This is a genomic window from Paenibacillus nanensis, from assembly GCF_003583765.1.
GTDB lineage: Bacteria > Bacillota > Bacilli > Paenibacillales > Paenibacillaceae > Pristimantibacillus > Pristimantibacillus nanensis.
On sequence record NZ_QXQA01000004.1, the window covers coordinates 232,277 to 246,483 of the forward strand.

Here is a 14,207-nt window from a genome sequence, read left to right on the forward strand (position 1 = left end):
TGAACGGTACATACCAGCACAACAGAGGCACGGCGGGGGAGTTGACGGCGAATGAACAAATGGACGGGAAGAGCGGCCAGTCTGGAGGAGTGGCTCGGCTTTCTAAAAACGGATGAATCGGTAATGGAGAACGTGACGCATTGGCGCACGCTGCCGCCTCGCGAGGCCAAGTATGCGCCGCTTCCGGACGATCTTCATCCCGCTTGGCGCGAGGCGCTCCGTCTGCGGGGGATCGAGCGGCTGTATTCCCATCAGGCTGACGCGTACGCGGCCGCAAGACGGGGCAATCACGTTGTCGCCGTGACGCCGACGGCTTCCGGCAAGACGTTGTGCTATAACTTGCCCGTTGTACAGAGCATCCTGCAGAACGAAGAAGGCAGAGCGCTCTATTTGTTTCCGACGAAAGCGCTCGCGCAGGATCAGGTTGCGGAGCTGCAGGCGCTTGCGGATTTGATGGAAAGCGGAATCAAGACCCATACATACGATGGAGATACGCCGCCGACCGTTAGAACCGCCATCCGCAACGCGGGGCATATCGTCGTGACGAACCCGGATATGCTGCATTCGGCAATCCTGCCTCACCATACGAAATGGGTCAAGCTATTCGAGAATATTAAGTTTATCGTGATCGACGAAGTGCACGCTTACCGCGGGGTGTTCGGCAGCCATGTGGCGAATGTCATTCGCCGGTTGAAGCGTATATGCAAATTTTATGGGTCCAACCCGCAGTTTATATGCGCGTCAGCGACGATCGATAATCCGCGCGAGCATGCGGAACGCCTGATCGGCGAGAAGGTGGAGCTGATCGATAACAACGGCGCGCCGATAGGCGAGAAGCATTTTATATTTTATAATCCGCCGGTGGTCAATAAGCAGCTCGGTATCCGCCGAAGCAGCGTGCTGGAGACCCAAAAGCTCGCCGCGATGCTTCTAAAGCAAGGCGTGCAAACCATCGTGTTCGCAAGAAGCCGCGTTCGGGTGGAGCTTTTGCTTACTTACTTGCAGGAGCTTATACGCGGCAAGCTGGACGACAAGTCGATTCGCGGCTACCGCGGCGGCTATCTGCCCAAGCTGAGGCGGGAGATTGAGAAGGGGCTGCGAACGGGCGAAATTCGCGGTGTCGTCAGCACGAACGCGCTGGAGCTCGGCATCGACATCGGACAGCTGCAGGCTTGCGTGCTGAACGGTTATCCGGGCACGATCGCGAGCACTTGGCAGCAGTCGGGACGAGCGGGAAGGCGGCAGGAAAGCTCGGTGACGTTCCTCGTTGCAAGCAGCAATCCTCTGGATCAATACATGATTCAGAATCCGGACTTTTTCTTCGGGCATCCGCCGGAGCGGGCGCTTATTCATCCCGACAACCTGCTTGTGCTGATCGACCATGTGAAATGCGCGGCTTACGAGCTTCCCTTCCAAGAAGGAGAGACGTTCGGCTCAGAACCGCTGGAAGACATGATGGAGTTTCTCGTTGAGGAGAAGGTGCTGCACCGCGCCGGCGGCCGCTGGTTCTGGATGGAGCAGTCGTTCCCGGCGCACGGCATTTCGCTGCGGTCGGCAGCGCAGGAAAACTTCATTATTATCGACATGACGACAAGCGAGCATCGCGTTCTAGGGGAGGTTGACCGGTTCAGCGCGCCGACGCTGATCCACGAGGAAGCGATTTATATCCACGAAGGCGTGCAATATCAAGTGGAGAAGCTGGACTACCCGGAGAAAAAAGCTTATGTGCGCGAAGTCGACGTCGATTATTACACGGACGCCAATTTGGCCGTCGAGCTGAAGGTGCTGCATGTTGACAAAGAACGGCAGACGGGAGAGCTGCTGCGCCAATACGGCGAGCTGACGGTGAATGCCAAAGCGACGATTTTCAAAAAAATTCGTCTCCGCACGCATGAGAATATCGGTTCGGGGCCTATCCATCTGCCGGAGGAGGAGCTCCACACAAGCGGCTATTGGTTCTCCTTCAGCGAGGAGGCGGCAGCCCGTAAAAGCAAAAACGAAATGCAATATGCGCTGCTAGGCATCGCAAATGTCCTCGTGCATTTAGCGCCCCTCTACCTCATGTGCGATCCGTTCGATATTCGTGTCGTCCCGCAGGTAAAGGCGGTGCACACGCAGCGGCCTACCATTTATTTCTACGACCGGTATCCGGGCGGAATCGGGCTGAGCGAACGGCTGTACGAGGTGCATGACGAGCTGCTTCGCCATGCGGAGTCGATGATTACGTCCTGCGGCTGCTTAAGCGGCTGCCCGGCCTGCGTCGGGCCGATCGAAGAGGTTGGCTTGCTCGGCAAGCAGCAGGCGCTGGAGCTGCTTAGGGAAGCGGGTGGTAACGCATGAGCGGATTGCGGAATCGAATGAATCGGCTGCGCGGAACGGAAGCTTCTTCTTCTGTTGAAGCGGTGCTCGCGGAGCCTACAAACGTGACTGTCGAAGGCGGCGCTCATGAGGAAGAGGAGGAGCTGCACCCCGCCTGGTCTTCTTTCGGCGTGGGGGTGCGGCGCAACGAATACGGCGCCTATCTGCTGCGTAAAACAGTGTATCCGCTGGATCACCGACACGGCACGCATGCCGTCGGCGAACTGACGGAGGCTGCTGCGGGGCTGGCGGCCTTCCATCGAGAGACGCCGTCCCCGGAGTCGATTCTTTATTTGGATTTGGAGACGACGGGGCTCGGCGTTGGAGCGGGCAATGTTCCGTTTATGGTCGGCATCGGGTATTTGAGCGGGGACTCCTTCATTATTGAACAAACGCTGATCCGGCATCCTGCGGAGGAATATGCCATGCTGCAGGATTTGCAGGCAAAGCTGAGGAATTATTCTTATCTTGCGACTTATAATGGTAAGACGTTTGATTGGCCGCTTGTGCAGAACCGCATGATCATGAACGCGATGAGAGGGCAGACCTGGCAGCTCAAACATTTGGACTTTCTCCATCCGTCCCGTTCGATCTGGCGGAATACGCTCGCTTCCTTGAAGCTAAGTCATATTGAAGAGGAGCGCCTCGGCATTGCCAGAATGGAAGATGTTCCCGGCTCGCTGGCGCCTCAGCTGTATTTTCAGTTTCTTGCCGATGGCAATCCGGCCCCGCTTGAAGGGGTATTCCGCCACAACGAAAGCGATCTGCTGTCGCTGACCTGTTTATCGATCCGTTTCGGTTATCTGCTTCAAGAAACGGTTTTTGAACGAATCGGTTACCCGGTAGAGGCGGAGGAGCTGGTGCGTACCGGATTATGGCTAGGGCGTATGGGCCGCTCTACGCTTCCGGAGGAGCTGTTCCGGAGGGCGGCCGCCGCGGAAACGGCAGCTCCTTCTTCGCTTTTAATGCTTGCCGCGGCTGACAAGAAGGCTGGAAATTGGGAACGAGCTGTGTTATTGTGGCAGAAAGCCATTTTGCGCGCCGGGGATAAGCATAACGAAGATGCGAAGGAAGCTTGCATTGAGCTGGCCATGTATTATGAGCATCGTTCGAAGGATTTAGAGTCAGCCCTAGCTTTTGCCTTGCAAGCGCTTGAACGAAGCGAGGCCGCCATCGGCTACGGACGCCGCGACAGCAAACGCAGGGCGGAGGCGGAAGCCGTTCGCAACCGGATAACCCGGTTACGGCGCAAGCTCGGACAACAAGAAGGCAGAGGGATGAGTGGATGAAGGGCACAATAACTACGAATAACGGCTTACTGATCGATCTGGACGGAACGTTATACCACGGCTCGAACCGAATAGAAGGGGCCGATCGTCTGATTGCGCTGCTGCGTGAGGCGAAGATGCCTTATCGTTATGTGACGAATAATTCGACGGCTACGCCAACGGAGGTTGCGGACCGGCTAACGGCAATGGGGATACCCGCTTTGCCGGAGGAGGTATGCACTTCGGCTCAAGCGGCAGCCGGTTACATCGCCGAACGGTCGCCTGGCGCTTCCGTTTATATCATCGGGGAGAACGGCTTGTATGATGCAATGATAGAAGTCGGTCTCAAGCCGACCGATGCGGAAGCGGATTTTGTCGTGCAGGGACTGGACCGTTCGCTGACTTACGACCGTGCGGCCAAAGCGGTGCAATACATTCGAGGGGGCGCCGCATTCGTCATGACGAACCCGGATTTGCTTCTCCCGTCCGGTACTGGACTGCTTCCGGGAGCGGGCTCCATTGGCGCCATGCTCAAGGCCGCAAGCGGGCAGGACCCGGTTGTGATCGGCAAGCCCTCGGCGATTTTGATGGACTATTCGCTAGAGAAGCTAGGAATGGCAGCGGAGAATACTTGGGTGGTTGGTGACAACCTTGCGACGGATATTGCGGCCGGCATCGCGGCCGGCTGCGGAACGGCCTTAGTTTTCACAGGCCTGACCAATGAGCAGAATTACGAGCGTTATGCGGAAGCGGCGGGCTGCAAGCCCGATTTGATATGTAAGGATCTGAATGAGCTGATAGCTGTCATTAACGGCAGCCGGCCTTCATGATCGAGATAGGAACGATCGCAGGGAGGAATGGAGCTTAGATGCAGGAACTGCCGGAATTGGACATTTATCGGGCAATGATTGCAGAACGATTCGCAGGAGCCCAAATAACGGGAATGACAATACATTCCGATCAACTTTTTCAAGACGGTCAAGCGAGCGAACAAGATATTGTCGGTCAGACGATTTGGTTCGTCGAGCGCAGAGCGCAGCACCTTATTTTCCATCTGGATAACGGCAAACGCTTGCTGATTCATCTGTCGGAAGGCGCAAACGTTTATAGCAGCAGCGTCTCCCCGGAGGAAACGGAGGATCCGTCGCAGGCGTCCATCGTCATCCGCTTCGGTGAACGGCAATTGGCGTTTTATGGCTTGCGCGCAGGCGATGCGGCGCTGATGTCGGTGAAGAGCCTGGAAGCCTACATGAAGGAATTTGGTCCGGATCCGCTCGACAAAAGATTGACGTTGAACCGCTTCATCGAACGATTCGCGAAAAAAAGAAGCGCGCTGAAAACCGCGCTGATAGACGATCGCATTATATCGGGGATCGGAACCGTTTATTCCGACGAAATCGCATTCGAAGCCCGTCTTCGCCCGGAAGTCAAAGTTTCCTCGTTAAATCAGGAGGAATGGGAGCGTCTGTACGCGGCAGTAGGGACGGTGCTTCGGGATTCGATTACGCATGGCGGAGCGGCCAGCAAGCCTTTGTTCGAGGGCGATATTTTGACGGGGGGCTATGCTGAGCGGCTGCGCGTCTATAATCGGGACGGTCACGCATGCGAGCGCTGCGGCGGCACGGTCCGGAAATTAACGGTAGGCGGGCGCAAAGCATATGCTTGCGACACATGTCAGGAAGCAGGCGCGGCTCCTTCGTCCCGGGACAATGCGGAACCGAATTAGGGGGGAAAGCATGATTCATGTCTATTTGGATGATTACCGGAGCTGTCCAAAAGGCTTTGTGCTTGCCAAAACGTCTGAAGAATGCAAGCTGCTGATCGATGAGGAGCAAATCGATGTATTATCGCTGGATTTTGATTTAGGCTGGGGGCAGCCGACCGGCTTTGAAGTCGTTCGTCATTTGGTTCAAAGCGGAAAATATCCGAATCGCATCTATTTGCACACCTCGAGCGCTTCGGGAAAAATTCAAATGTACCATTATCTTTCCGAGCATCTTCCGAGTCACGTGCTGCTGCACGGCGGACCAATGCCGCAAAGCTTGCTGGACACGATCGCGGCTGAGTCAGGGGATTGAGTCAAGCGGATGCATTAATTCGACCTTATATCGTTTACAGGGACGCGGTAGAGATTTTCTCATTTCAACTAGGAAAGGGCCAAATTAATCGTGAGTGAGTGGATCGGAACAGCGAATCAAGGCTATGCTCCCTATGCAATGGAGGAGCTTCGCAGAATAATACCCGGCGTCAGCTTTTTACAGCTGGCAGCCGGCGAGGTGTTTGTCATGAGCAGCTCGCTCGAGACGGCTGAGGTGCTTGCGGCAATCAAAGAGCAGGAGCCGATCTTTCTCCGGCATATTCAGCCGGTTGATCGTTCGCTTACGATTTCGGGCGATGCGGGGGACTTGGAAAAGCTCTCCGAGCTGATTCGGAATGCCAGGCTGATGTTCACGGATAAACGGACCGCCGTTCATATTCGAAGGAACGCGAAAACCGCATTCCAGTATACCGCATCGGATACGAAGGCTGTGCTTGATGCCGTTCTGATGGAGCTAGACGCGGAGCCGGTCGTTCAACAGCCGGAAATGATCATCTCCGTTTATGCCGGAGAACAGAAGCTGTACATTGGCTTCGGCAGACCGGAGGATATGCTGTCGGATTGGCCTGGCGGAGCCGTTCGATTCCAAAGGGAAGAAGGACAGGTTTCACGAGCGAAGTTTAAATTGCTCGAAGCGGAGCGCGCCTTTGGTTTGCATTACGGGGATTACAGCTCGGCGCTCGATATCGGCGCCGCCCCGGGCGGCTGGACATCGCTCCTGCTGGAGCGCGGCTTGCGCGTAACGGCGATCGACCCCGCCGACATGCATCCATCGCTGCTTCATCACCCGGCATTGACTCATCTGAAGGTCAACGCCTCCGAGGCGAAGCTGGCCCCGGGTTCGTTCGATCTTCTTGTATGCGATATGAGCTGGAGCCCGATGCTGATGAGCAGGCTGGTGTTGGATTTAAAGGATTCGCTGGCGGAACAAGCGACGGCCATCATTACCGTGAAGCTGATGCATCGCAAGCCGCTTCAGACGATCCGCGAGGTGAAGGAGCGTCTTGAAACCGGATTTGCCGTGTTGAAGGCGAAGCAGCTGTTCCATAACCGGGAAGAGATAACGCTTTATATGCGTAAAAAATAGTCCGCAAGCATTGTTGCTTCAGTATGCTTATGATACAATAAGCTCAATTTCATGCCTTATTATTTGGGAAAGCATCCCGAAAACTTCTGCCGTATGCAGTCGTTTTTGGGGTGCTTTTTATGTTTGGGAGATGATCGCTATGGGATTGCAAAATGCTGTGCTGCCTGCATGGGAGCAGGGAATGATCTTGGGCGGCAGGTACCGCATCGCGCGGATAATCGGACAAGGCGGCATGGGCATCGTCTACGCTGCGCATGACCTGAAGCTAGGAGGGACGCTGCGCGCGATAAAAGTGACCTCTGCAAGAAGCGGGCTAAGCGCTTTTTCGGATGAAGCGCATACGCTAATGAATTTGAGCCATCCGAACTTGCCGCTGATTACAGATTATTTTCCGCCTGAATCGAATCAGGGGTTAGAAGCGTTAGTGATGGACTACATAGAGGGGGACACGATTGCCGGCATCATGGCGAAGACTCCCGCCGGATTCCCGTTTTCCAAGCTCGTGCATATCGGTTTGCAGCTATGCTCGGCGCTTCACTATTTGCATAACCAGCCGTCCGCCATTATCCATCGGGACCTGAAGCCGTCCAATGTGATGATTGACAGCAAAGGACATGTTAAATTAATCGATTTCGGTATTTCCAGACGATACAAAGAAGGCCAAATGTTCGATACCGTCAAGCTGGGGACGCTTGGCTTCGCCGCTCCGGAGCAGCAAGCGGGCAAGCAAAGCGACACCCGCACCGATATATATGGACTGGGAGCGCTGCTGTACCATATGGCTTCGAATGGCGCTGGGCTAGTAAACGAGCTTGGTAGGGAAGGGCGAAAACAGCCGGTTCTTCAGCTCCCGAAGGACATCCCATCGTCCTTCGGCATGATGCTCGAGCGCATGGTGCAGCCGAATCCGGAGCAACGCTACCAATCGATGACCGAGGTCGAGCGGGCGCTTCGCTCCTTCGACTCGCATATAAGGCAGACCGAAAAGGAGCCGATGCGCTGGGATTCAAGCAGATTTGACGGGAATCCTCCTATCATAAGCGTGCTATCCGTTACCCCTGGGGCGGGAGCGACCATGCTTGCCATTACGATGGCGATGATGCTGGGACGCAAAGGCATTCCGGTCACCGCATTGGAGTATTACGGCGTTCAGCCGGAGTGGGTAGAGCTTCTGCCATACTCGAAGAAGGATGCCAAAGAGCCCGGTCTTATAGCTGGTATTTCGGAACGGTTCATCCAGCGGAGGAGCGGAAAAAATGTGAATTGGCTTGCGCTTCAGGCTGAGGAAGGAGCGAACCGGGACCAGGATGCACGCTTGTTCCAGATGCAGCTCCAGCAGAACAGACATACCGTTAATCTGATCGACTTCTCCAGCAGCTGGCATGATCAGCACGCGATGTTTTGGCTGAAGCAATCCAGGCATGTTATTGCGGTAGGCGATCCTTTTATCGCCAAATGGCAGGTTGGACAGATTCAAAAGCTCATGAAGCTTGGCGAGGAGCTGAAGACGAGAGGCGGCTCTTTACACTTCGCCGCCAATAAGGATGTACGCTTCCGGGGCAGAAGGGAATGGTTCGCGCTGTTTCCCGAGCATCCGATTTCGGCGATTCCTCTCCTCCCGCAGGATGCTGTTCTCAATATGCTTTGGAGCGGCAAATGGGTAACGGATCATTCCGTGCTTGATTACCGGCTGTCGCGGGCGATTTCGAAAATTTGCGAGCGGATTATGGAGGGATGGAAGTAAGCGCGCGAGCGGCGGCTCCCTTGCAATTCGACTATTCCTTCTTTATGATGATAATATTATTGGGATTTTGGAAGGAAGGCAGGTGCCCCCGAGCATGAATGAACGAATACTTGTTGTAGAGGATGAAGCGGGCATCGCTCGCATCCTGCAATTGGAATTAGAGCATGAAGGGTATACGGTAGGCGTCGCGGACGACGGCCGCAAAGGCTATGAAATGGCTTCCACGGGCGAGTGGGATCTCGTGCTTCTGGACGTGATGCTTCCGGAAATGAGCGGGATCGAGGTGCTTCGCCTCATTAGGCAGGCCGGAAACCCGGTGCCCATTATTTTGCTGACAGCCAGAGACACGGTGCCGGATAAAGTGAGCGGCTTTGAGCATGGAGCCAACGACTATATTACTAAGCCTTTCGCGATGGAAGAGCTGCTTGCAAGGGTCCGTAATATCCTTCGCATCTTTCAGCAGTATCCGAAGGAAGCGGAAGGCTCTGATCTTATTAAGCTTGGCGATCTTTCGATTGAGCTGCGGTCGCGCAAAGTGTACCGTAAGGATGTGCTGATCGAGCTGACGCCCCGTGAATTCGAGCTGCTGGTCTATTTGGTGGAGAACCGCAATGAAGAGAAATCTCGCGAAGATATATTATCCGAGGTGTGGGGCTACGACTTCATCGGAGAAACCAATCTGGTCGACGTATACATTCGTTATTTGCGTCAGAAGCTGGACAAGGGCTATCGCCATAAGCTGATCCATACGGTGCGCGGCGTCGGCTATATGATAAAGGAGCCAGATGCATGACGCTGCGTAAACGATTTACGCTTTTTACTATATTTTGGCTTATTCTGATTCTGATCTTTTTTAATATTTTTGTTTACTTTTATGTGATTAAAATAACGACGGAGAGCGAAGAGGAAGTCATTACAACAAAAATGAACCTTTTGCTCGAAAATCCGCGCATTCAAAGCGGCCGCGGACTCGACTCGCCCGATCTCCTTGAGGAATACCGCAACGTTAACGAGATGATACGGATTATTTCGCCTAATAATCGCGTGCTGAATATCGGGAGCGGCTCTCACCCCGTCTTATTGGAGCTGCCGGCCGAGTTCGAGCCGTTCCATCATTCCGGGATGATTACAAAAGGCGGCGAGCGGATTTTATTTATGCGGGTTCCTCTGTACCAGGAGGGAAAGGTCATCGCGATGCTCGAGGTGACGCGGATATTGGATGAGCTCGATAACTATTTGCAGGTGCTAGTTGCCGCGCTCAGCGTAACAAGCGTTGGAGCCATCCTGTTCGCCATCTTCGGAACGTATTGGTTCACGTCAAGGCTGACGGCGCCCATTCAGCAAATGGTCAATACGATGCGCGAGATTGACAGAAGCGGAAAGCTGCGGCAGATCGATATGGGCAACAGAGAGGAGTCCGCTGAGCTTCAGCAGCTCATTCGCGCGTTTAACCAAATGATTGAGCGGCTAGACCGGACGTTTGCAAGGCAGAAGCAGTTTGTCGCTGATGCCTCCCATGAGCTGAAGACTCCGCTTACCGTCATTAGCAGCTATGCGGGCATGCTGAAGCGCTGGGGTAGGGACGACGAGAAAGTGCGGGACGAAGCGATTGAAGCCATCTCCAAAGAAGCGACCCGTCTACAGAGCTTGACGAAGTCGATGCTGACGCTTGCGGAGGCTGAGCAGGAAGATTGGCTGAAGCTGGAAATGTTCGACGTGGTGCAGGTCATCGACGAGATTGCGAGCATGCTGCAGACGACCTTCCAACGGACGATCCGGGTGAAGGCATTGTCCAAGGTTGTGCGCATGATGGGCGATAAGGATAAAATACGCCAGCTGCTGGTCATTTTGCTGGATAACGCGATCAAATATTCCAAGGAACCGATCGATATTTCCGTCACGCTGATGAAAAATATTGTAAAGATTGAAGTGAAAGATAAAGGGATGGGCATTCCGGAAAAAGAAATTCCGCATCTGTTCGAGCGGTTCTACCGGGTAGACGGCGCGAGGAGCCGGTCTACGGGCGGTGTCGGTCTTGGGTTGTCGATCGCCAAACGGATTGTCGATTTGCATGAAGGCAAAATCGACGTCTTCAGCTTGCCTAATCTCGGTACGACGATAACGCTGCAGTTCAAGCAGCGCAAATAAGATGCGGCCCCAGGGTTGAGAGGAGAAGAAACGATGAAATATAGAGTCGCGGCTGTCCAATACAAGCTAGCGGATATTGATAGCTTCAAGCAGTTTGAAGAGCAAGTGACGCATTATGTGCGCAACGCCTCCGAGTACGGCGTTGAATTTTTGCTGTTTCCCGAGTTTATGACGACGCAGCTGCTGTCCATTGGGGATGAATCGGGCGAAGCGCTGACGATCGATAAGCTCCCCGCATTTACGGATGCGTATATCGAGCTGTTCCAGAGGCTGGCGAAGGCGTATAACATGAACATCGTCGGCGGAACGCATGTGGTGGAAGTGGCGGGCGGCAAACGCCGCAACGCGGCGCATTTGTTCCACCCCGACGGCAAAGTCGATGTCCAGCACAAAATCCATCTGACTCCGACCGAGGTTTCGGAATGGGATATGTCGCCGGGCGAAGGCATTGAAGTGTTCCAAACGAAATTCGGCACTATTGCAATGCTCACATGCTACGATATCGAGTTTCCGGAAATCGTTCGGATGGCGAGAGCGAAGGGCGCGGACGTTATTTTCTGCCCTTCCTGCACGGATGACCGTCACGGCTTCTATCGCGTTCGCTATTGCAGCCATGCCAGAACGATTGAAAATCAAGTCTATGTTGTGCTGACAGGCACAGTCGGCTCCTTGCGCAAAGTCGATTTCATGCGCGCGAACTTTGGCCAAGCGGCGATACTCGCGCCGAATGATATCCCATTCCCGCCAGCCGGCATTATTGCCGAAGGCGTCATTAACGACGATATGCTGGTCGTCGGCGATCTTGACCTGAGCTTGCTGGAGGAAGTGCGGAAGAACGGCTCCGTCATGACTTGGCGGGACCGCCGTTCCGATCTTTATCCGGACTGGAGCTAAAGAGGGGGCTGTCCGAGTTGAGGAAGGACCTTTATTTAATGCAAGACGGCAAACCGGTTAAGGCGTTGATCCGCAATTATACCGAAGCCGATGCTGAAGGATTGATTGATGCGCAGAGGGCCAGCTTCCCGCCGCCGTTCCCGGAAGAGCTTCTATGGAACGAGGAGCAGCTCCGCGAGCATGTTGCTCGCTTCCCGGAAGGGGCGCTTTGCGCGGAGGTCGGCGGCCGAATCGTCGGCTCGATGACGGGACTTATCGTGAGGCTGGACGATTACGGCCATGTACATAATTGGGAACAGATCACAGGGGGCGGCTATATCCGCAATCATAATCCAAACGGCGATACGCTGTACGTCGTCGATATATGCGTCATCCCGGCGTTTCGCAAAGCCGGAGTAGGCAAGTGGCTGATGCAATCGATGTACGAAACCGTCGTCCATTTGAAGCTCGAACGGCTTCTAGGCGGAGGGCGTATGCCGGGCTTTGCCGGCAAGGCAAAGGAAGCAACGGCTCTGCAGTACTTGGATAAAGTCATTGCGGGAGAATGGAAGGATCCCGTCATCTCGTTCCTGCTTCGCTGCGGGCGTATGCCGGTCGGCGTTGCAGCGGATTATTTGGAAGACGAAGAATCATTGAATTACGCGGCCATTATGGAATGGCGAAATCCGTTTACGAATTCATAACAGGAGTGATTAATCGATGCTGACTTATCACCGTATTACGTCCATTGACGACAAATATTTTAAACCGCTGCATGAACTGCTGGGAACGATTTTCCCTCCCGAGGAAGTGCTTGCTTATGAGCTATGGAGGGAACCGCTCCAGGACGAAAGCATCCATGTTTATGCTGCGCTGCATGGCGAAGAGGTTGTCGGCGCGACGGAATACCGCTACTATCCGAAGCTCCGCGTCGCCATGACGGATTTTACGATTATCGGCAAGCCTTCGCTTGGCATCGGACGTTTTCTGATGCGAAGCAGGCAGAAAGATTTGGACCGGCTTGCGGCGGAGTCGGGAACGGAACCGATCGGCATGTTCGCGGAAATTTACGATCCTTACCGCGCCGCTTCTCATGAATTCGGCGGCGTCTCGCCGATGAATCCGTATGTTAGAAGAGAAGTGCTGTCCCATATGGGCTACAAAAAACTGGATCTCGAGTATGTGCATCCATCCTGGGACCACGAAGGGCAAGCGGTAACGGAGCTGGATCTCGGCTTCCTTCCGGCTGACGAAGAGCTTTCGCAGGTAGATGCGTCTCTTGTCGCGGCTTTCCTTGAAGGCTACTACTCCGCACTTCCGAACAAACCGGAGGCGTGGCTGGAGATGGTAGAGTCGATTAAGCGTAAAGACAGCATTCAACTGCTGCCGCTATGACAACAACGATCACCTTCCGGGGGACCGGCGATTCCCAGGGCGTTCCTCGCGTCTACTGCGAATGCGCGGTTTGCGAGGAAGCGCGGATCGGAGGCGGGAATAACCGCCGGTACCGTTCCTCCTTGCAGATCAATGACTCGGAAACGGGGGTCACATGGATTGATTGCGGTCCAGACTGGGGCCGCCAGATGGAGGAGGCGAAGCTGCGCCGTATCGACCGGATGCTGATTACACATGCGCATTTCGACCATATCGGCGGACTGCCGGAATGGTATGACGTGAGCCGATGGTCCGGAGAACGCGGCACAGCCTATGCCCCGTCTGAGGTTATTGCCGAAATCCAGTCACGATTCCCGTGGCTCGAGGCTCGAATCGATTATATCCCGTTCGACGATACGCTGGCGATCGGGAGATGGGATGTCACTCCATGGCGGGTTAACCACGGGAAGAATGGTTACTCTTACGCCTTTAAGTTTGTTCATCGGGAGACTCGTTATATTTGGGTGTATTGCCCCGATGCGATCGATTTGACAGAGGAGCAGCAGAAGCCGCTTCGGGATGCGGATTTGCTTATCCTTGGAACCAGCTTCTTTCACGAGCCGTATCCCCGCGAATCGAGGTCTCTATACGATGTGAGGGAAGCGCTTGAGCTGATTCGAGAATGGAAGCCGAAGCGTGCGCTCTTCACGCATTTATCCCATGATATCGACGTGAACAAGCAGGAGGTGCTTCCTCCTCACGTACAGTTTGCAACAACCGGTCTGCGAATCGAGCTCCAATAATTTGAATGGCAGCTGAGCAGGAGGTTTACTTGCTATGACGGTTTTTAAAAAAAAGACGGTCTTACCTTGACAAGGCTGCCAGATATCGTCTATTATAGGGATGAAATTGCATGTAAAGGGGAAATTTTGATGTTTGCAGGTGTTCTTAACTCTTAATTGGATATGATCAGTGCGAAATGAACGGCCTATTTATATCGTTTCTAGGTTTCTGAAAACGATCATCGATATAGGTTTATTTCGTGAGCTGATTCCAAGAGTTGAGAACATGAGGATTTCCGCCAACATGCCAATCGGATGTGGCCCAATCACCGTGCTCCCAAAGCACGGTTTTTTTGTACCCTTTTTTGCTGCTGCGATTTTTCGCGGCGGCGGATTAGGGCTGGGCTGCAGCGCCAATAGGGCAGGAACGGAACGCGCTCGCGTTTTCGATTCCTGCTTTTTTTTGTATATTTTA

The 14,207-nt window shown here is 54.2% G+C and carries 13 protein-coding genes; all 13 read left to right on the forward strand.

The features are described 5' to 3' along the window. Nucleotides 1-51: 51 nt before the first annotated feature. The 13 genes from D3P08_RS09225 to D3P08_RS09285 all read left to right on the forward strand — a co-directional run bounded on the left by D3P08_RS09225 (nucleotide 52) and on the right by D3P08_RS09285 (nucleotide 13,753). Entirely contained in the window at nucleotides 52-2,340 is a 2,289-nt protein-coding gene (locus D3P08_RS09225) for a DEAD/DEAH box helicase (RefSeq protein WP_119599243.1), read from the forward strand. Further along, on the forward strand, nucleotides 2,337-3,647 hold the full coding sequence (locus D3P08_RS09230; protein WP_119599244.1) for a ribonuclease H-like domain-containing protein: 1,311 nt from the start codon (nucleotides 2,337-2,339) through the stop codon (nucleotides 3,645-3,647). Before D3P08_RS09225 ends, D3P08_RS09230 begins: the two co-directional genes overlap by 4 nt. After that, complete coding sequence (locus D3P08_RS09235) at nucleotides 3,644-4,456, forward strand: TIGR01457 family HAD-type hydrolase (RefSeq protein WP_119599246.1); 813 nt, start codon at nucleotides 3,644-3,646, stop codon at nucleotides 4,454-4,456. Before D3P08_RS09230 ends, D3P08_RS09235 begins: the two co-directional genes overlap by 4 nt. A 38-nt stretch (nucleotides 4,457-4,494) precedes the next feature. Further along, complete coding sequence (locus tag D3P08_RS09240; RefSeq protein WP_119599248.1) at nucleotides 4,495-5,352, forward strand: Fpg/Nei family DNA glycosylase; 858 nt, start codon at nucleotides 4,495-4,497, stop codon at nucleotides 5,350-5,352. A 10-nt stretch (nucleotides 5,353-5,362) separates the two neighbouring features. Then, nucleotides 5,363-5,704, forward strand: coding sequence for a cyclic-phosphate processing receiver domain-containing protein (locus tag D3P08_RS09245; protein ID WP_119599250.1), 342 nt, complete (start codon nucleotides 5,363-5,365; stop codon nucleotides 5,702-5,704). Nucleotides 5,705-5,794: 90 nt separating this feature from the next. Continuing rightward, the gene (locus D3P08_RS09250; RefSeq protein WP_240647390.1) at nucleotides 5,795-6,811 is read left to right on the forward strand and encodes an SAM-dependent methyltransferase; all 1,017 of its coding nucleotides are present in this window, start codon (nucleotides 5,795-5,797) and stop codon (nucleotides 6,809-6,811) included. A 139-nt stretch (nucleotides 6,812-6,950) separates the two neighbouring features. Beyond that, on the forward strand, nucleotides 6,951-8,555 hold the full coding sequence (locus D3P08_RS09255) for a serine/threonine protein kinase (RefSeq protein WP_162848410.1): 1,605 nt from the start codon (nucleotides 6,951-6,953) through the stop codon (nucleotides 8,553-8,555). A gap of 94 nt (nucleotides 8,556-8,649) precedes the next feature. Beyond that, a complete protein-coding gene (locus tag D3P08_RS09260) occupies nucleotides 8,650-9,348 on the forward strand; it encodes a response regulator transcription factor (RefSeq protein WP_119599254.1) in 699 nt (232 codons plus the stop codon). Then, entirely contained in the window at nucleotides 9,345-10,703 is a 1,359-nt protein-coding gene (locus tag D3P08_RS09265; protein ID WP_119599256.1) for a HAMP domain-containing sensor histidine kinase, read from the forward strand. Before D3P08_RS09260 ends, D3P08_RS09265 begins: the two co-directional genes overlap by 4 nt. Before the next feature lie 33 nt (nucleotides 10,704-10,736). Beyond that, nucleotides 10,737-11,597 (forward strand): carbon-nitrogen hydrolase family protein, encoded by an 861-nt coding sequence (locus D3P08_RS09270; protein WP_119599258.1) that lies wholly within the window; start codon nucleotides 10,737-10,739, stop codon nucleotides 11,595-11,597. A 38-nt stretch (nucleotides 11,598-11,635) separates the two neighbouring features. Next, nucleotides 11,636-12,280, forward strand: coding sequence for a GNAT family N-acetyltransferase (locus D3P08_RS09275; RefSeq protein WP_119599512.1), 645 nt, complete (start codon nucleotides 11,636-11,638; stop codon nucleotides 12,278-12,280). A 19-nt stretch (nucleotides 12,281-12,299) separates the two neighbouring features. Further along, nucleotides 12,300-12,971, forward strand: coding sequence for a GNAT family N-acetyltransferase (locus D3P08_RS09280; RefSeq protein WP_119599514.1), 672 nt, complete (start codon nucleotides 12,300-12,302; stop codon nucleotides 12,969-12,971). Further along, a complete protein-coding gene (locus D3P08_RS09285; RefSeq protein WP_119599260.1) occupies nucleotides 12,968-13,753 on the forward strand; it encodes an MBL fold metallo-hydrolase in 786 nt (261 codons plus the stop codon). The genes D3P08_RS09280 and D3P08_RS09285 overlap by 4 nt, the downstream gene beginning before the upstream one ends. Nucleotides 13,754-14,207 lie beyond the last annotated feature (454 nt).

Coding starts and splice junctions, on each gene's coding strand:
- D3P08_RS09225 (WP_119599243.1), top strand. CDS start 52: ATGAACAAATGGACGGGAAGAGCGGCCAGTCTGGAGGAGTGGCTCGGC.
- D3P08_RS09230 (WP_119599244.1), top strand. CDS start 2,337: ATGAGCGGATTGCGGAATCGAATGAATCGGCTGCGCGGAACGGAAGCT.
- D3P08_RS09235 (WP_119599246.1), top strand. CDS start 3,644: ATGAAGGGCACAATAACTACGAATAACGGCTTACTGATCGATCTGGAC.
- D3P08_RS09240 (WP_119599248.1), top strand. CDS start 4,495: ATGCAGGAACTGCCGGAATTGGACATTTATCGGGCAATGATTGCAGAA.
- D3P08_RS09245 (WP_119599250.1), top strand. CDS start 5,363: ATGATTCATGTCTATTTGGATGATTACCGGAGCTGTCCAAAAGGCTTT.
- D3P08_RS09255 (WP_162848410.1), top strand. CDS start 6,951: ATGGGATTGCAAAATGCTGTGCTGCCTGCATGGGAGCAGGGAATGATC.
- D3P08_RS09260 (WP_119599254.1), top strand. CDS start 8,650: ATGAATGAACGAATACTTGTTGTAGAGGATGAAGCGGGCATCGCTCGC.
- D3P08_RS09265 (WP_119599256.1), top strand. CDS start 9,345: ATGACGCTGCGTAAACGATTTACGCTTTTTACTATATTTTGGCTTATT.
- D3P08_RS09270 (WP_119599258.1), top strand. CDS start 10,737: ATGAAATATAGAGTCGCGGCTGTCCAATACAAGCTAGCGGATATTGAT.
- D3P08_RS09275 (WP_119599512.1), top strand. CDS start 11,636: ATGCAAGACGGCAAACCGGTTAAGGCGTTGATCCGCAATTATACCGAA.
- D3P08_RS09285 (WP_119599260.1), top strand. CDS start 12,968: ATGACAACAACGATCACCTTCCGGGGGACCGGCGATTCCCAGGGCGTT.